14 protein-coding genes are annotated in these 17,564 nt (G+C 71.0%); 6 read left to right on the top strand and 8 right to left on the bottom strand.

The window, feature by feature from the left end; translation table 11 throughout:
- Positions 1-21: 21 nt before the first annotated feature.
- The 5 genes from ABGB17_RS27245 to ABGB17_RS27225 all read right to left on the bottom strand — a co-directional run bounded on the left by ABGB17_RS27245 (position 22) and on the right by ABGB17_RS27225 (position 7,858).
- Positions 22-3,003, bottom strand: a complete 2,982-nt coding sequence (locus ABGB17_RS27245) for an endo-1,4-beta-xylanase (protein ID WP_347634484.1) — start codon at positions 3,001-3,003, stop codon at positions 22-24.
- Positions 3,004-3,090: 87 nt separating this feature from the next.
- The gene (locus ABGB17_RS27240) at positions 3,091-4,464 is read right to left on the bottom strand and encodes a cellulase family glycosylhydrolase (RefSeq protein ID WP_347634482.1); all 1,374 of its coding nucleotides are present in this window, start codon (positions 4,462-4,464) and stop codon (positions 3,091-3,093) included.
- Between the two features lie 91 nt (positions 4,465-4,555).
- The gene (locus ABGB17_RS27235; protein WP_347634480.1) at positions 4,556-5,431 is read right to left on the bottom strand and encodes a carbohydrate ABC transporter permease; all 876 of its coding nucleotides are present in this window, start codon (positions 5,429-5,431) and stop codon (positions 4,556-4,558) included.
- Complete coding sequence (locus ABGB17_RS27230) at positions 5,428-6,378, bottom strand: sugar ABC transporter permease (RefSeq protein ID WP_347634476.1); 951 nt, start codon at positions 6,376-6,378, stop codon at positions 5,428-5,430. Before ABGB17_RS27230 ends, ABGB17_RS27235 begins: the two co-directional genes overlap by 4 nt.
- 190 nt (positions 6,379-6,568) lie before the next feature.
- Complete coding sequence (locus ABGB17_RS27225) at positions 6,569-7,858, bottom strand: extracellular solute-binding protein (RefSeq protein ID WP_347634474.1); 1,290 nt, start codon at positions 7,856-7,858, stop codon at positions 6,569-6,571.
- A 254-nt stretch (positions 7,859-8,112) separates the two neighbouring features.
- On the opposite strand from ABGB17_RS27225, the gene ABGB17_RS27220 reads away from it, so the two are divergent.
- The 4 genes from ABGB17_RS27220 to ABGB17_RS27205 all read left to right on the top strand — a co-directional run bounded on the left by ABGB17_RS27220 (position 8,113) and on the right by ABGB17_RS27205 (position 11,967).
- Complete coding sequence (locus ABGB17_RS27220) at positions 8,113-9,129, top strand: LacI family DNA-binding transcriptional regulator (protein ID WP_347634472.1); 1,017 nt, start codon at positions 8,113-8,115, stop codon at positions 9,127-9,129.
- 227 nt (positions 9,130-9,356) lie between these two features.
- A complete protein-coding gene (locus tag ABGB17_RS27215; RefSeq protein WP_347634470.1) occupies positions 9,357-10,397 on the top strand; it encodes a Gfo/Idh/MocA family oxidoreductase in 1,041 nt (346 codons plus the stop codon).
- Complete coding sequence (locus ABGB17_RS27210; protein ID WP_347634468.1) at positions 10,394-11,293, top strand: PmoA family protein; 900 nt, start codon at positions 10,394-10,396, stop codon at positions 11,291-11,293. The genes ABGB17_RS27215 and ABGB17_RS27210 overlap by 4 nt, the downstream gene beginning before the upstream one ends.
- The gene (locus ABGB17_RS27205; RefSeq protein ID WP_347634466.1) at positions 11,290-11,967 is read left to right on the top strand and encodes a cupin; all 678 of its coding nucleotides are present in this window, start codon (positions 11,290-11,292) and stop codon (positions 11,965-11,967) included. Before ABGB17_RS27210 ends, ABGB17_RS27205 begins: the two co-directional genes overlap by 4 nt.
- A 10-nt stretch (positions 11,968-11,977) precedes the next feature.
- Here ABGB17_RS27205 and ABGB17_RS27200 read toward each other — a convergent pair whose 3' ends face one another.
- Together ABGB17_RS27200 and ABGB17_RS27195 are read right to left on the bottom strand one after the other, a co-directional pair.
- A complete protein-coding gene (locus ABGB17_RS27200) occupies positions 11,978-13,261 on the bottom strand; it encodes an MFS transporter (protein WP_347634464.1) in 1,284 nt (427 codons plus the stop codon).
- Between the two features lie 90 nt (positions 13,262-13,351).
- Entirely contained in the window at positions 13,352-14,122 is a 771-nt protein-coding gene (locus tag ABGB17_RS27195) for a class I SAM-dependent methyltransferase (protein ID WP_347634462.1), read from the bottom strand.
- Positions 14,123-14,337: 215 nt separating this feature from the next.
- Between ABGB17_RS27195 and ABGB17_RS27190 the strand changes: the two genes are divergently transcribed.
- Entirely contained in the window at positions 14,338-15,036 is a 699-nt protein-coding gene (locus ABGB17_RS27190; RefSeq protein ID WP_347634460.1) for a copper resistance CopC family protein, read from the top strand.
- A gap of 23 nt (positions 15,037-15,059) precedes the next feature.
- Positions 15,060-16,082, top strand: coding sequence for a CopD family protein (locus ABGB17_RS27185; protein WP_347634459.1), 1,023 nt, complete (start codon positions 15,060-15,062; stop codon positions 16,080-16,082).
- Positions 16,083-16,153: 71 nt separating this feature from the next.
- Here the strand turns inward: ABGB17_RS27185 and ABGB17_RS27180 are convergent, their stop codons facing one another.
- Entirely contained in the window at positions 16,154-17,341 is a 1,188-nt protein-coding gene (locus ABGB17_RS27180; RefSeq protein WP_347634457.1) for a hypothetical protein, read from the bottom strand.
- Between the last annotated feature and the right edge of the window lie 223 nt (positions 17,342-17,564).

The following is a 17,564-nucleotide window of genomic DNA, read 5'->3' as shown; positions in this document are numbered from 1 at the left end:
CGGGTGGCGAGGATCCGAGGGTTACTTGAGTTCCAGGACGCCCCAGCGGGACGTGTCGAAGTAGGACCGGCCGGTGGGGTCGTTCCAGGTGGCGGCGGCGGTGCGGGCAGGGCCGGTGGCGTCGTTGACCTGGAGGTCGAAGCCCAGGTGTCTGCCCTTGGCGGGGGTGATGGTGGGGAGGGCTATGGAGGCTTCGACCACGTAGCCGCCGGGGACGAGTTTGACGGCGCTCTTCAGGTTGTCCTTGACGGCGAAGGCGTCGAAGGTGCCGCCGATGGTCTGCTTGCCGGTGAAGGAGACGCGGTACTGGCCGTCGTCGTCGTCGTAGCCCTTGGTCTTGTTGTTGCCGGGGTCGACGAAGATCTCCACCGAGTCCTGCTGGTAGGCGTCGGGGGACTCCTCGCTCAGCGCCGGGTCGGTGACCTTCGCCAGGACGTACAGGTGGTCGTCGTCCCACAGGGTGCGGACCTTGGCGGTGGCGCCGGTGGTGCCTTGGACCCAGGTGGCGGTGCGGATCTCCGGGGATCTGGACCAGACGGGCTCGGCGACGCCGTCGAGCACGGGGGTGCCCTTGGCGGCCTGGGTGCGCTGGACCTGGGGGGTGAGGGTCAGCTCGCCGGTCCAGGTGGTGCTCTTGCCGGTCTTGGCGTCGAGGGCGGTCAGCTCGAACGGCACGGTGCCGCCGGCGGCGACCGTCGCGGGGACGGCGGCCTCCACCCGGTAGCCGCCGGGCAGGGCCTTGGTGCGGTACCAGGAGGCGCTGCCGTCCCGCTTGGCGGTGCGGCCGGTGGTGCCGACCTTGAGGGTGACCGCGTCGTTCCGGTCGCACGTGGCGTCGGTGACCTCGGCCAGCACGCTGAGGCCGGACGGCGACCAGCGGGCCTGGAACGCGGCGGACACGTCGCCGATCCGCGCGATCGGGGTGTCCGGCAGGATGTCCCACTCGGTCTCGCGGGAGCCGTCCAGCTTCACGGCGCCGCGCGGCGCGTCCTGCTCACGCACCAGCGGGGGCAGGCGCGCCGGGTCGACGACGCCCCAGTACGCCGGCTTGGCCTGCAGTTCGTCGTCGAACAGCAGCGGCGGGTTGAGCCGCGTGATGGGGAACGTCGACAACCAGGTGCCGTCGTCCGCGAGGCCCCAGAGGGTGACCGAGGACAGGGCCGGCGCCTGCCGCCGGAACACGTCGAACAGCTCCTTGTAGCGGTACCCCTGGAGCGCCAGCACCTCGGCCGGGACCGTCGTGTAGGACGACACGAAGTCGGTGTAGACGCTGATGTCCAGCTCGGTGACCTGCTGGTCCAGCCCGAGCGGCTTGAAGTACTCGATGGTCTTCTCGACCTCGGCCGTCGGGGGCTGCTCGATGTTCATGTGGAGCTGGTGGCCCACGGCGTGCACCGGCACGCCCTCGGCCTTGAGCTTCTTCACCAGGTTGAACAGGGCCACGCGCTTGCGCGGGAACTCGGTGTTGTAGTCGTTGATGACGAGCTGGGCCGCCGGGTCCACCTCGTGGGCGACGCGGAACGCGGTGCGGATGAAGTCGTACCCGGTCACGGTGAACCACTTGCTGCGGCGCATGCCGTCCGGCTGGTTCTCGTCCACGACCTCGTTGACGACGTCCCAGACCTTGATCTTGCCCTTGTACCGCCCGACGACGGTCCTGATGTGGTTCTCCAGCCGCGACAACAGCAGCGCCTTGTCCTCAGGGGAGCTGGTGAGGTCGCGGTCGCCGTCCTTGAACACCCAGTCCGGCGTCTGGCTGTGCCAGGCCAGGGTGTGGCCGCGGAACTCCAGCCCGTGCTCCTGGGCATAGCCCACCAGGTAGTCGGGGTCGGCGAAGGTGAACTGCCCCTCGGTGGGCTCGGTGGCGTCCCACTTGAGCGCGTTGCCGGGGGTGAGGCTCCCGAAGTGCTTGGTGAGCAGCTCGCCGTGCACGCCGAGGGTGGTGTCCCGCGCCACGGCGGCGCCCAGGGTGAACGGCACGGTGTCCTTCACCGACGGGATGTCGGTCTGGATGGGCTTGGGCACGATGTACGTGAGCGCGAAGTCGTCGATGTAGAACGGGAACGTGCCGCTCGCCGACTCGACGTAGACGCTGAGGAAGTCGACGTCGTACGCCAGGGTGTAGGTGCCCTTGAGCTGCACCCACTCGCCCTGCGGCACCGCGCGCGGCGCGGCCACCCGGTCGTAGCTCGTCGTGTCCCCGGTGCGGCGCTCGATGGACATGCCGAGGTCGCCCGCGGTGACGTCCGGCCCGAGCCGCACCCACACCGACAACTCGTACTTGGAGCCCTTGTTCATCTTGCCGAGAATCCGCAGCGACGGCCCGTCCCAGAAGTCCTGCCGCGCGGTGGACAGCAGGCTGTGGGTGCCGCCGTGCGCCTGGTCGGCGGTCACCGACAACTGGGCGGCGGCGCGCGACACCCAGCCCTGCGGGGTGCCGCTCTCGAAGTCGCTGGCCGCGCCGGACGTGCCGGGGTCGGTGTCGGACGTGACGGTGATGTCGTCCAGGTAGTACTGCCCGGTCGGGTCCGAGCTCTCGGCGTACAGCTCCAGGGTGGACTCGGCGGCGAAGGAGTAGGTGCCGGAGATCTCCACCCAGCCCTCGTCGGTGACCGTGGCGGCGCCGACCCGTTCGTAGGTGGTGGTGCCGCCGGACGTGCGCTGCACGGTGAGGGCGACGGTGGCGGACGGCTGCGCGGCGACGAGGCGGGCGTACGCGGTGATCGAGTACTGCACGCCCGTCTCCAGCGGCGGGGCGATGGAGGCGCCGTTCCAGTTGGCGGTCCTGCCGGCGACGAGCAGGGAACGTTCCCCGGTGCGGGCCGCGTCGGTGGTCGCGGCGACCGTGACGCCGTCGCCGCGGGCGTACCAGCCCTGCGCGGTGCCGTCCTCGAAGTCGTACTTCGCGATCTCGGTGGCCGCCGCGAAGACGGCCGTCGCGAAGGTCAGGGGCAGGGCCAGGCACAACAGGATGGCCGCCACCCGGGAGCGGGGGAGGATCACGCCGGTCTCCTCAGGTCAGGTGAGTGGAAAACGGCACCAGGCCACCGGCCGTCCCCTCGGCCGGTGGCCTGGTGTGCCCTCGCGGGCTCAGGTCAAGTTGGCGGTGAGCAGCTCGATGAGCCGCTCGCGGCGCACGCAGCCGTCCAGCGCGAACGAGTCGGCGAGCGCGGTGACCTCGCCGTCCTCCAGCCCGCCGAACAGCGACGCGTACTCCGGCAGAAGGGCCTGGGCGATCAGGATGTGCCTGATCAGGTCGTCGGTCTGGTACCTGGCGCCCCACGGGTAGGGCGTCCAGCCGGGGAACTCGGTCTCCACGAGCTGGTGCAGCGGGGTCAGGATGTCGCCCGACTCCTCCATGGTCGAGCCCCACCGGTCGGCGCCGAGACGCTTCTTCTTGGCGATGAAGTCGCCGAAGCGGCTCATGTACGGCCCGGCGGGGTCGGCGTGCACGAGCCCCTGCAGCCCCACGTCCTTGTACGTCCACAGCGACCAGCCGGCCTCGTGGCCGTCGAAGATCTCAAGCTGGTCGGACAGGATCTGGTACCGCATCTCGTCGACGGCGGGGTCGCCGGTGTACACCGGGCCGAACTCCCCCACCCACAGCGGCGTGCCGGTCTCCCGCTGGAAGGCCGTGCGCTTCTCGAACGCCCGCTCCAGGTGACCGCGGTCCACCCACTCGCCGCGGGTGTACCCCGGGTACGGCCCGCCGTGCGCGAAGCCGGCGAGCGCGTAGTCGTGGCACACGAACACCGTGTTCTCGTACACCTCGCGGAAGATGGAGAAGTCGGTGGAGTAGGTGTTGCCGTCCAGGAAGAGCACGTGCCCGGGGTCCACGGCGCGCAGCGCCTTGACCAGGCGGTCGTAGAACGGCCCGATCACGCGGCCGCTGACGTCGCCCGGCTCGTTGACCGGGTTGTACCCGGCCACCCACGGGTTGTCCTTGTACCGGTCGGCCATGACCTCCCACAGGTGGACCACACGGTCCTGGAAGTGCCGGTGGCGCCAGAAGGACGCGACGTGGGTGGGGTTGTCGGAGTGCCAGTGCTGGTTCTGCGACCCGGGCAGCGCGTGCAGGTCGATCACGCTGTAGATGCCGTGTTCGCCGAGCAGCCCGATGACCCGGTCGAGGTGCCGGAAACCGGAGTCGATGATCTCCATCGGGCGTTCGTCGGACTCGAAGTGCCGGTAGTTCACGGGGATGCGCACGCAGTTCATGCCCATCTCCGCGAGCAGGGCGGCGTCACCGGGGCCGAAGAACGAGGTGATCAGCCGGTCGAAGAACGCCTCGGCCCGCTCGTCCCCGAGCACGTCGCGCACGGCGTCGCGCATCGAGGACTCGTTGGCCGGGTAGCCGGTGATGAAGTTCTCCATGTTCATCCAGCCCCCGAGGCCCACACCGCGCAGCCGTACCGGGGTACCGTCGGCCGCGACGAGGCGGGATCCGGACACACGCAGGTTCATCAATGCTCCTTGTGGAAAGCGTCAGAGGCCGTCGCGTCTCACGTGCGGTCGTGGCGGGGAGCCGAGGGACGCCGGGCCGGGCCCGCACGGGTCATCCCTTGGTCGCTCCCGCCGTCAGACCGCCGATGAGCTGGCGTTCGGCCACGGCGTAGAACGCGAGGGCGGGTACCATCGCGAGCACTACATAAGCGAGCACGCGAGCTGTGTCCGAGGAGTACTGGCCGTAGAACTGCTGGACGCCCAGCGGGACGGTCCACCAGTTCGGGTCGTTGAAGATGACCAGCGGCAGGAAGAAGTTGTTCCAGCTCGCGACGATCGCGAGCACCGACACCGTGGCCAGGGCGGGCCTGGCCATCGGCAGCAGGATTCGCCAGAAGAACCCGAAACTGCTGCACCCGTCGATCGTGGCGGCCTCCTCCACCTCGCGCGGGATCGTGCGGAAGAACCCCCGCAGGATGATGATCGTCACCGGCAGGCCGAACGCGGCCTGCGGCAGGATCACGCCGAGCGGGTTGTCCAGGAGCCCCATGTACCGCAGCAACACGAACAGCGGGAGGATCGCCACCGCGAACGGGAACATCAGGCCGATGGTGAACAGCACGAACCACAGCTCCCGGCCGCGGAAGGCGAACCGGGCGAACACGAACGCCGCCATGGCGGACAGGCCCACCGTGATGGCGGTCGTGGCCAGCGCCACGAACATGCTGTTCCACACCATGCGCCAGAAGGACCCGGAGAAGATGATCTCGGTGTAGTTCTCCGGCACCCACGGGCTGGGGATGCCGAACGGGTTGCTGGAGAGCTGGGCGGTGTCCTTGAACCCTCCGATGACCCCGAACAGGAGCGGGACGACGACGACCGCGCCGAGCACGATGGCGATCGTGTGCAGGGACACCGACTTCAGGACGTTGCGCCTGCGCGGCCCGGGCCGGCGGGCGTGGCGGCGGCCGTCGACGGTGGCGGTCATCGCTGGTCTCGCATGGTGGTGATGGCTCCTTCTATGTCACGGCGCATGACCCACCGCTGGTAGCCGAGCGCGAAGACCAGGCTGATGAGGAACATCGCCACGCTGATGGCGCTGGCGTAGCCGATGTTGGTGCGCTTGAAGCCGAACTGGAACATGGTGATCGCCATCGTCTCGGAGGAGTGGATCGGCCCTCCGGCGGTGAGCACCCAGACCAGGTCGAACAACTGGATGGTGCCGATGATGGACAGGAAGATGCTGATGCGGATCGTCGGGCCGAGCAGCGGCAGCGTCACGTGGCGGAACTGCGCCCACGGGCCGGCGCCGTCGATCGCGGCGGCCTCGTTCAACTCCTTCGGGATGCTCTGGCGCCCCGCCAAGTAGAGGATCATGTGGAAGCCGAAGTACTTCCACGTCATGACGATGAACACCGAGAACATCACGGTGGAGGGCTCGGCGAGCCAGGTCGACTCGAAGGCCCCGAGGCCCACGGCCCGCAGGATCTGGTTGGCCAGGCCCTGGTCCGGGGAGAGGATCATGGTGAACAGCACGCCAGTGATGACCTCGGAAAGGACGTACGGCGCGAAGAACAGCAGCCGGTAGAACGCCCGCCCACGCATCTTCTGGTTGAGCAGCATGGCGAGGCCGAGGGACAGCGGAAGCTGGATCACCACGGAAAAGACGATGAGGAACCCGCCGCGCCACAGGTCGCCGAGGAAGACCGGGTCCTCCAGCAGGCGGGTGTAGTTGTCCAGTCCCACGAAGTTGGTGGGCAGGCCGCCGAGGCCGTTCCACTTGAAGAAACTGGTGTAGCTCGCGATCAGGATGGGTGCCAGTACCAGCAGGGCGAACAGCACCAGCGCCGGTAGCAGGAACAACGTGATGGTGACCAGGCCCTTGGCCCTGCGACGGCGTGCCGTCGGCGTGGCCCGCGGGCGTGGCGCGCCCACCGGTCCCCTCTCCGCGGTTCCCCGTCGATCATCCGTCAGCGCCGGACGTGTCATCTCGCTCCTTCACGCGCGGGGCCGCTCGCACCGGCCCCGTGCGTCTCTACTGAGTGCGGGTCGCGCCCCCGGCGCGTGCCGCCTCGCCCCTCGCACGGGCGGGCGGTCACGCGCCGGGTGCCACGATCCGGCGCGCCTACTCGGACTTGGCCACCTGCGTGATGGCGTCCGCGACCTGCTCCGGCGTCTTCTGGCCGGCGATCAGGGCGGCGACGCTGTCGTTGACCTCCTGGCCGACGGCCGGCGGGTAGGCCTGGTCCAGGTAGAGCTGGAAGCCGGTGGCCGCGGCGAGCTGCTTGGCGACGATGGACAGGTTCGGGTCCTTGACGACGCTCTCCTCGCCCTTCAGGACGGGCAGCACCGCACCGGTCTCCACGGTCTGCTTGTGGATGTCGGCGGAGGACAGGAACTTCAGGAAGTCGACGGCCGCCGGAGGCGCGTTGACACCCACCGCGTAGCCGCCACCGCCGCCGAACGCGTCGGCGATGTTGCCCTTGCCGCCCTCGACGGCCGGGAACGGGAAGAACCCGAGGTCGTCGCCGAGGCCCTTGCCGGTGTCCTTCTGCACGGTCGGGGCCCACTGGCCCATCAGCTCCATGGCGGCCTTGCCGTTGCCCATGATCGCGGCCTGGCCGTCATTGGTGCCGTAGCCCGCGCCGAGGTAGCCCTTCTGGAACGGCTGGAGGTCGGCGAGTTCCTTGAGCTTGGCGCCGGCCGCCACGAAGTCGGGCTTGTTGAAGTCGTCGTCCACGGCGGCCTGCTTGAGGGCGTCGAGACCGGCGATGCGCATGGCGAGGTAGGCCCAGTAGTAGTGGCCGGGCCACTTCTCCTTGCCGGCGAGGGCGATCGGGGTGACGCCCGCCGCCTTCAGCTTCTTCACCGCGTCGAGGAAGGCGGTCCAGGTGGCGGGCGGCTCGGTGATGCCGGCCTGGCTGAAAAGCTTCTTGTTGTACCAGAAGCCCACCATGCCGATGTCGCTCGGCACCGCGTAGGTCTTGCTGTCGAACTGGTACGCCGACAGCGCGGCGGGGGTGAAGTCGGCGAGCCAGGTGGCGGCCTCGGAGGAGAGGTCCTTGACCAGCCCGGCGTCCACCTGCTGCTTCAGGACACCGCCACCCCAGGTCGTGTAGATGTCGGGAGTCTTGCCCGATTGCGTAACCGTTGAGAGCTTGGCCTTGAAGGCCTCATTCTCGATGGGTACGTTTTTGATGGTGACGTTGGGGTGTGCCGCCTGGTACTCCTTGACCTTGTTGGCCCAGAACGACTTGAGCGGCTCGGAGGTGGAGATGTTCCACCACTCGATGGTGACCTTGGCGTTGGCCGAGGACTCGGGCGCGGCGCCCGTGCTGCCTCCCCCACCGCCGCAGCCGGCCATGAGTAGAGCGCTGGCGGCCAGTAACACCACACCTCGACGGCTCAACGACATCGCAGTGGTTCCCTTCTTGATCAACGGATGAGGGGCCCGCAGAAGAACACCAGGCCACTCCCGCGAGTTCTTGAAACTTTCTTTGGCAACCCCGAATGTTTCGTGACCCGGAGAGTACGTAAACCGCGTGTAACGCGTCAATAGCCTGGCCGGAACCGTTACAGGAACCTGAGGCGGCATGCGGCGGTACTTGCGAACTTCCACTTCGCGCCCTGGACAGCCGCAACCGAAAGCTTTCGGATAAACTCGCTGGCATGTCAGTGAAGAGGCGGGTCACCATCGCCCTGATCGCCGAGCAGGCCGGGGTCTCGGTCCCGACCGTCTCCAAAGTCGTCAACGGGCGGCCCGAGGTCGCCCCCGATACCCGCCGGCGGGTGGAGCGCCTGCTTCACGAGCACGGCTACCGGCGGCGCACCGGCCAGGGTGACGGGCCGGTGGGCCTGATCGACCTGGTGTTCGCCGAGATCGAGAGCCCCTGGGCCATGGAGATCATCCGTGGCGCGGAGACCGCGGCCCGCGAGGCCGAGGCCGCCGTGGTCGTCTCGGTGCTCCACACCCACTCCGGTCCCGGGCGCGACTGGCTCGACCGCATCGCCGCCCGGCGCACGGACGGCGTGGTGCTCGTCGCCTCCCGGCTGACCCGGCGGCAGCACGGGCAACTGCTGGCCCGCTCCATACCTTTCGTCATCGTGGACCCCGAGGGCGAGCCCGCCCCGGACGTCGCCTCCGTCGGCGCCACCAACTGGCACGGCGGGCTGGCCGCCACCCGTCATCTCCTGGAGCTCGGGCACCGCAGGATCGGCATGATCGGCGGCCCGCCCGAGATGTTGTGCAGCCGGGCCCGCATCGACGGCTACCGCGCGGCGCTGGAGACGGCCGGGGTGCCGGTCGACCCGGAGCTGATCCGGTACGGCGACTTCCTGGTGAACTCCGGCCATTTGTACGGCAAGGAGTTCCTGGAGCTGCCCGAGCCGCCCACCGCCATCTTCGCGGGCAGCGACATGCAGGCGTTCGGCGTCTTCGAGGCGGCCCGGCGGGCCGGGCTGCGGGTGCCGGACGATCTGAGCGTGGTCGGGTTCGACGACCTCCCCCTCGCGCGCTCGGCGTGGCCGCCGCTGACCACGGTGCGCCAGCCGCTGGAGGAGATGGCGGCGCTCGCCACCCGCATGGCGCTCGACATCTCGCGCGGCGAGACGCCGGAGACCCGGCGGGTGGAGCTCGCCACCGACCTCCTGATCAGAGACAGCACGGACGCCCCGCGTCGCAGGTGACACCGGTAAACCGAAACTTTCTGGGCCCGCGCCCGCAAGGGCGCGGGTCTTGACGTATAACCCGATCCGTTCTAGGTTTCGGGGCGCGAAAACTCTCGTGAATCTTCTGAAACTTTCGGGGGTTCCCGTGCCAGAGGAGCACACGCCGCCACCGTCACCGGCATCGTGCCTGCGACGGGAGCCATCGTGAGCAAGGCGACCCGGGCCGCCCGCGAAGGCCGTACGAGATGATCCGCGTCGCCATCGCCGGCACCGGCAGCATCGCCGCCGCGTGCCACATGCCCGCGCTCGCCGCCGAACGGCACCGCGCCCAGGTGGTGGCCGCCGTGGACGTCGACTCGGTGCGGGTGAAAGCGTTCTGCGGCGAGCACGGCATCCCGCAGGCTTACACCGACCTCGGGGAGATGCTCGCCCGCGAGCGTCCCGACCTCGTCCACATCTGTACCCCGCCCCACGCGCACGCCCGCCAGGTGGTCGACTGCCTGAAAGCCGGGGCGTGGGTGTGGTGCGAGAAGCCGCCGTGCCTGTCGCTGGCGGAGCACGACCGGATCACGGCGGCGGAGAGCGGCACCTTCGCCGCCGTGGTCTTCCAGCACCGCTTCGGCTCGGGCGCCCGCCACCTGCGCCGGCTGCTGGAGACCGGCGAGCTCGGCCGCCCCATGGTGGCGCTGTGCGTCACCGCGTGGTACCGCGACCATTCCTATTACTCGGCGCCGTGGCGGGGACGCTGGGACACCGAGGGCGGCGGCCCCACCATGGGGCACGGCATCCACCAGATGGACCTCATGTTGTCGATGTTCGGCGACTGGGAGGAGATCAGGGCGATGGCCCGGCGGGTGGACCGCTCGATCGAGACCGAGGACGTCTCGGTGGCCTCGGTGCGGTTCGCCAACGGCGCGATGGGCTCGGTGCTCAACAGCGTGTTGTCCCCGCGCGAGGAGAGCTACCTGCGCTTCGACTTCGCCCGCGCCACCGTCGAGCTGCGGCACCTGTACGGGTACCACAACGACGACTGGACCTGCTCGCGTCCCGACCTGTGGCAGCCCCCCGACGACGTGCCGAGCTCGCACGCGGCTCAGCTCAGCGCGCTGCTCGACTCCTTCGAACGCGGGGAGCGGCCCGCGTTGAGCGGCAAGGACAGCCGTACGACACTGGAGTTCGTGACCGGGCTGTACGCCGCCGCGTTCACCGGGCGGCCGGTGCGCAGGTCCGACCTGACCATGGACCACCCCTTCTACCATCGGCTCGACGGAGGCACCGCCCTGTGAACCGTAGCTGCCTGGCCTCCGTCGCCGTGCCCCTCAAGGACACCGGGACCGAACTGGTCGCCGAGGCCGGCGGCGTCGAACTCCTGCGGTACGTGCACCGGCCGGACATGCCGGTCGGCGAGGGACGCAAACCGTACTTCCACCCGATGCGCACGCTGGACGGGGACGTCGTCACCTGTTACCGGCCGCACGACCACCGCTGGCACAAGGGCCTGCAGATGACCGTCTCGCACCTGTCGGGGCAGAACTTCTGGGGCGGGCCGAGCTACGTGCGCGAACGCGGCGGGTACGTGGACCTGCCGAACGTCGGCACCATGCGGCACGAGGAGTTCGACGGGCCCGGCCGCGAGCGGCTCACCTGGGTCACCCAGGGAGGGCTGCGCCTGGTGGACGAGCTGCGGGAGTTCTCGGTGCACGAGACCGGGGACGGCGCCTGGGCGCTTGACTTCACGACCGCGATGACGAACACGCGCGGCGAGCCGCTGCGGTTCGGCAGCCCCACCACCCACGGGCGGCCGATGGCCGGGTACAGCGGCCTGTTCTGGCGGGGGCCGCGGTCGTTCACCGGGGGGCGGGTCATCGCGGGCAACGGCCTCGACGGGCCGCGGACGATGGGCCGCACCACCACGTGGCTCGCCTACAGCGGCACGCACGACGAGGTGGACCGGTCGTCCACCCTGCTGTTCCTCGCCGAACCCGGCACCGTGTGGTTCGTGCGCACCGAGCCGTTCGCCGCGGTCAACCCCTCGCTGGCGTTCCACACCGAGATCGTGCTGCCGCCCGGCGAGACGCTGCGGCGCCGCTACCGGGTGGTGGTGGCCATCGGGGCGTGGGACCGGGACCGGCTGGAGTCGTACGTCGCCGCACACCCTCTCGGCCGAGGGGACGTGCCATGACGTTCCCCGGCGGCGTCGGCGTCTCCGGCCTGCGGGTGTACGAATGGGGCTCGGCCGACGGGGTCTGCGGCGGGTCGCCGCACATGCACCTGCTGTGCTCCGAGGCGTACGTCGTGGTGGACGGCCTCGGGGCGGTGCAGACCCTCACCTTCGACGAGGGCCACGCCGAGACGCCGCTGCGGGCCGGGTCGGTGGTGTGGTTCGACCCCGGGACCGTGCACCGGCTGGTCAACGACGACGGGCGGCTGCGCATCGTCGTCGTCATGCAGAACAGCGGGCTGCCCGAGGCCGGGGACGCGGTGTTCACCTTCCCGCCCGCCGTGCTGTCCGACCCCGAGATGTACGCCGAGCTGGCCGAGCCCGGCAACGAGGCCCACGTGCGGCGGCGCCGCGACGTGGCGATCGAGGGGTTCCTCACGCTGCGCGAGGGCGGGCCGGACGCGCTCGCCGCCTTCCACCGGCAGGCGGCGCGGCTGGTGTCGGGGCGGCTGGACGAATTCGCCAAACGCTGGCGGCAGGGGGCGCTGGCGGCGGCCCAGGCGACCGGCGAGCACCTGAGCGCCCTCAGCGAGGGCGACACCGGGCACCTGCGGGCGGCCCGGGTGCGGCGGGCCGGCCCCGAGCCGCGGCTCGGCATGTGCGGCAGGCTGGAGACGTACTCCCTGGACGGCTGACGGCGTCCGCTCAGGGAACCAGGCGGATGCGCCAGACCAGCAGGCCGCCGATGACCGACAACACGGCGGCGGTGAGGTACAGCACCGGGTAGCCGCCGAGCCCGGCCACGATCGGCCCGGCGATCATGGGGCTGATCACCTGGGGCCCCGAGCTCGCGATGTTGATCACGCCGAGGTCCTTGGCGCGGCCCGCGGCGGCGGGGAGCACCTCGGTGACCAGGGCGTTGTCCACCGACAGATAGATGCCGTAGCCGACGCCCAGCAGGCCGGCGCCCACCATGATCACCGACCACTCCGGCCAGAACGCCATGAGGGCCATCGGCATCGCGCTGACGATGCCGGACACGCAGACCAGGGCCTTGCGGCGGCCGAGCCGGTCGGAGACGACGCCGGCGACCACCGTGGTCGCCACCACGGCCGCGGTGTAGATCAGGATCAGCACCAGCAGGCCGTCCTCGGCGCGGCTGCCCGGGTAGCGGCGCTCGTAGCCCACGGCGTCGATGAGGAAGTACAGCAGGTACAGCAGGGCGAGGGCGTTGCCGAGCATCATCAGGAAACGGGTGAGCCAGGCCCAGGCGAAGTCGGGGTGGGCGCGCGGGCTGATCCAGAAGCCGCGCAGGAACTCCCGCGGCTCGAACGGCGGCCGGTGCTCACGCGGCAGCCGCGGGTCGGAGGTGGTCAGCACGAACGGCAACGCGATCAGCGGGATGAGCACGGCGATCGCGAGGTACCCGGACCGCACGGTGGTGAAGAGCACGGTGACCAGCAGCACCGCCGCCACCACACCGAACACCTGCGGCACCCCGATCCACCCGGAGACCGCACCGCGCTGGCTCACCGGCACGTGGTCGGGCACGCCGGCCATGAGCGACGCCTGGAGCGCGTTGAGCCCCGCCTGTGTGATGCACCACCCGATCGCCACCCCCCACACCGACCCCTGGAACGCCAGGAACGCCAGCCCGATCGCCCCCGCCACCGCGCCTGCCAGCGTCCACGGGTGCCTGCGCCCGAACCTGCCGGTCGTGCGGTCCGAGAACGCCCCCGCCAGCGGGTTGGCCACCATGGCCACCGCCGCCCCCACCCCCGTCACCCACGCCAGCACGGCTTCCTTGCTCGCCGGCGCCGCGGCCTCGATCTGCCGGGGCAGGAGGACCTGCAGCGGGCCGATGTACCCCATCCACAGGGCGAGGTTGACCAGGGATATCAGGGCGACCCAGCGCGCCCCGACCCGTCTGACCGGCTCGGCGAGCGCCTCGGGTAACTCGCGTGGCGTGACCGGGGGGATGGCACTCACCAGCATGTCTCCCTCTATGAGAAATGCTGGGATCGTAATGGCCCCACCTCCCGCAAGGAACCCCCGTGATCGGATCGAGCGGGACGGTGGTCAGGGGCGGCGGGCGATGACGACCTCGGTCGCGACCTCCTCGGGCCAGCCGTCCGGCGGGGCGTTGTCCTCCAGGACCTCGGCGAGGGCCTCCACGAAGCCGGGGAGGCGGGGGCCGAGCCGGACCGGGGTGGAGTAGGAGAAGGAGAGCTGGAGGCCGATGACGGCCTCGGGGTCGCGGCGGGCGACGGCGCGGAAGGTGGCGCGCGACAACACGCGGAACGGCGACGCGGCCAGGATCTCCGGGTGGGGGCGCTGGGAGCGGCGGGTGGCCTCCGAGCCGGGCCGCCATTCCACGCCGAACCGCTGCCGTACGGCCTGCACGGCCGGCTCCCACGGGGGCTCGGCGCAGTCGGAGGGCGGGCCCACCAGGACCACCGCGCCGTCCGGCGGGAGCATGGCGTCGAGGTCGGCGAGCACCTGGACGCGGTCCATCCAGTGGAAGGAACGGCCCATCACGGTGTGGTCGACGCGGCCGAGCGGCAGCTCACGCAGCCGGCCGGAGTCGCCCTTCAGCCAGCGGACGTTCGGCGGGGCGCCGCGTGAGCCCTCCTCCAGCATGTCGTCGCTGGGGTCGACCGCGACGATCGTGCCCGCGAACCGGGCCAGGGGGATGGTCAGGGTGCCGGGGCCGCAGCCGAGGTCGAGGACGCGGGAGCGCTTGCCGAGTGCGAGCTCGCGCGCGATGTACCCGATGACGTCCTCGGAGTAGCCGTGACGGTACCGGTTGTAGTGCGCGGCGGCGCCGGCGAACAGTGATCCAGGCTCCACACCGCCCACAGTACGGCAGGGCCCGGTCACGGGCGGCGTCCGCGGGCCCGCCCGCCACCGTTGTTCACGCCCTGTTCACCCCGTCGTGGGTTCGTCCACAGGCCGGGGTTCTCGCGCGCGGTTGTCCACAGGTGGGGGCTCCGCGGATCCCGGCGTGCGGTATCGATGGCAGCATGGCAGCGTCACATGAAGTCGGAGGAAAGGTCGTACATCCGGTGAGGCGACTTCTCACGGTCCTTCTCGTCGCCTGCGCGGCGCTCGCCACGGTGGTCGCGCCCGCCCAGGCGCACAACGTGCTCACGGGCAGCGACCCCAAGGACGGCGCCCGGGTGCCGGCCGTACCCGAACGTGCGACCCTGACCTTCGACCAGCCGGTCCGCCCCGAGTTCGCGAAACTCGCCCTGACCCGCCCCGGCGGCACGGCCGTCCAGCTCCCCGCCCTGGAGGTCCGCGGCACCAAGGTGATCGGCACCCTCCCCTCCGGCCCGCCGGGCGCGTACGCCCTCGGCTACCAGATCGTCTCCAACGACGGCCACCCGGTCACCGGCACCATCCGCTTCACCGTCACGTCCCCGCCCCCGAGCCCCGCCCCGGACGGCACGGCGAGCACCGCCCCCGCTGATCCCGCGAGCACCGCCTCCGGCGGTCCCGCGGGCGGCGGGCCCGGTGATCCCGCGGGCACGAGCCCCGGCCCCGGGGGTGGCGCGCCGGGTGATCCGGCGGGCGCCGCCCCGGGGAACCCCGCAGGCGGCGCGCCCGGGGATCCGGTGGGTGGCGTGGCCGCGTCCGCGGTGCCGCAGAGTGGGGGCGGGTCGTGGGTGTGGGGGTTGCTGGTGGTGGCGTTGGTGGTGTCGGGGCTGGGCATCGTCGTCGTCGTCCGGCGGCCCCGGATGGGCGGGGGGCAGAGCGCGTGAGTGCGGTGAGGCAGGAGCCCGGGGTGGATGTCCCGGTGGAGACGGGGCACGCGGCCGGGCGGTCGCGGCTCGGGCCGCTGGGGGCGTTGCTCGGGGCGGCGGCAGTGGCCGTGCTCGGGGCCACGTGGTGGACGGCGCCGGCGCAGGTGCCGGGCATTCCGGTGCCCGGGGTGCTGGTGGAGTACGGGCTGCCGGTGGCGCGGCTGGTGCTCGTGCTGTGCGCGCTGGCGGCGGTGGGGCTCAGCTTGCTGCCCAAACTGGTGGGGTTCGACGAGCCGGAACGCACCGAGGGGGTGCTGGGCCGGGCCAGGGAGTGGGCCGTCGTCGCGGCGTTCGGGTGGGCCATGGCCGCGCTCGTCGCCATGGTGCTCAGCGCGGCCGAGGTCATGCCGGGGCGGATGCCGGACCCCGGTGCGTACGTGGAGCTGATCGGGTCGGGTCAGGGCCTGGTGATCAGTGCGGCGTGCGCCCTGGTGTTCACGTTCTTCGCGCTGCTCGCCGTGCGCTTCGGCGAGAAGGTGCCCGCCGAGCTGCGCGTCCTGGTGGCCGGGTTCGGGCTGCTCCCGCTGCCGGTCAGCGGCCACGCGAGCAACTGGTACTGGCACGACCTCAGCATGGTCTCGATGGAACTGCACGTCATCGGCGCCTCCGCGTGGACCGGCGGCCTCCTGGCCCTCGCCGTCCTGCTGCCGGCCGACCGCGACCTGCTCCCCCGCGCCCTGCCGAGGTTCTCCCGCCTGGCCACCGCCGCCCTGATCGTGGTCACCCTGTCCGGCCTGTTCAACGCCCTGGTGGAACTGGCGCTCTCCCCCACCACGTCCCTGCCGGGCTCCCTGCTCACCACCCACTACGGCCGCCTGGTGCTCGTCAAGACCGTCCTGGCCGCCGCCATCGCCGTGGCAGGCGCCACCATCCGGTGGCGCCTGATCCCCGCGCTCCAGGCCCGCCGCCCCGGGGCCTTCGCCGCCTGGGCCACGCTGGAACTCACCATGATGGGCCTCGCCTACGGCGTGGCGGTGGCCCTCACCAGAGCCCCGGTGGCCTGACGCGGCCCACCCCAGCCCCCCGGTGGCCTGACCGCGGCCCACCCCGCCACGCGGCCCCTGAGCTGCCGGGGTTACGACGTCACGGGATCGGTGGCGGGGGCCGGGGTGGGGTCGGGGGCCACGGCGCCGCGGCGGGGGGTTCTGGAGTGCCACCACTCGAAGGCCAGCCAGGTGACGGCCACGGCGGCGGCGGCGATGGGGGCGGAGGCCATGAGGAACGGGGGGGCCTCCAGCACGCGGTCCTGGAGGGTCAGGCCGCCGTACACGCCGACGGTGGTGAGGACGGCGCCGAGGACGGCGCGCGGGAACGTCCAGGGGATCAGGAAGGCCACGTCCACGCAGATCGCGGCGATCACCAGGAAGAAGGGCACGGCCGACGGCGGGAAGCCGCCGAGGACCAGCAGGGGCCAGATGACGGCGCGGTAGGTGACGTAGACGGCCGCGACGGCGGTGGCGGTCCAGCGCAGGCCGACCAGTTTGCGTGCGGCCACGAGCACGAGGACGGCGGCGACGCCGTACCACACGGGGTACACCCAGTCGGCGACGGGAAGGGAGAACTTCTCGATCATGCCGCGGTCGACGGCGCGGCCCATCTGCTCGGCGGCGAAGTTGATGAGACTGGGTTCGGCGTAGGGGGTGCCGCGGTCCCAGGAGGCGAGCTCCAGGATGCCGTACTCCTGGTGCTCGCTCGGGAACAGCAGGTTCTCCAGGAAGTAGACGAAGAACGCGCCGAGGATGACCGGACGGCTACGCCCCTCCGGGGCGCTGACGTACCACCCGCGGGCCACACCGGCGATCATGAAAGCGGTCCCGATGTACAGCAGCATGTGGGACGGGCTCCACGAGGTGATGTCGAGCCCGTTCACCCGGTGGTTGATCAGGTCCAGCGGCACCGCGACGAGGAACACGACGGTGCCCCACTGGATGAGCCGCTGCGCCACCCGGTCCACCCCGTACCCCGTGTACCAGTGCACGATGGTGAGCGCCACCACGATGGCGGTGCCCGCGCTGTTCAGCAGGTGAGGAGGCGCCAGATCGTCCCGCAGCCACTTGAAGTGCCAGGACACGTCCCACGAGGCCCCGAGCACCTTCAGCGCGAACGCGACGATCCACCCCGTGTACAGCACCCGCACCAGGTCGGGCGGGGTCTCCCGGCCCGCGCTGCCCCGCGTCCAGTAGGGCGTGGCCCACTCGACCGCCCGAGTGACCCTGCCCTTGACCGGACCGGCCGTGGTCTTGAAACGCGTGCCTTCATTCACGCGTAGCAATGATGCCCGCCCCAGCACATCCTCCGCAATCAGGGACTTCCCTGATAACGGACCGTTCCCGCACCACAACGCCCCTCCTCGCACAGCACGCACGTCCTCCCTCAGGCGGCGCACGCCACGGGTCCCAGGACTCGCCCACCGTCCCCACCTGGAGACCGCGGTACGCCGGCGTCCTGCCGTAGCGATCCGCCCGACGCTGAGCGCCACGCCGGGG

It is taken from the genome of Sphaerisporangium sp. B11E5 (assembly GCF_039871875.1).
Classification (GTDB): Bacteria; Actinomycetota; Actinomycetes; order Streptosporangiales; family Streptosporangiaceae; genus Sphaerisporangium.
The sequence above is the reverse complement of the archived record's forward strand: the minus strand, read 5'-3'. Positions and strand labels throughout refer to the sequence as shown.

Excerpts from the sequence above, each read along its gene's own strand:
- ABGB17_RS27240 (WP_347634482.1), bottom strand. The coding sequence starts at position 4,464 with ATGAACCTGCGTGTGTCCGGATCCCGCCTCGTCGCGGCCGACGGTACC.
- ABGB17_RS27235 (WP_347634480.1), bottom strand. The coding sequence starts at position 5,431 with ATGACCGCCACCGTCGACGGCCGCCGCCACGCCCGCCGGCCCGGGCCG.
- ABGB17_RS27225 (WP_347634474.1), bottom strand. The coding sequence starts at position 7,858 with ATGTCGTTGAGCCGTCGAGGTGTGGTGTTACTGGCCGCCAGCGCTCTA.
- ABGB17_RS27220 (WP_347634472.1), top strand. The coding sequence starts at position 8,113 with ATGTCAGTGAAGAGGCGGGTCACCATCGCCCTGATCGCCGAGCAGGCC.
- ABGB17_RS27215 (WP_347634470.1), top strand. The coding sequence starts at position 9,357 with ATGATCCGCGTCGCCATCGCCGGCACCGGCAGCATCGCCGCCGCGTGC.
- ABGB17_RS27205 (WP_347634466.1), top strand. The coding sequence starts at position 11,290 with ATGACGTTCCCCGGCGGCGTCGGCGTCTCCGGCCTGCGGGTGTACGAA.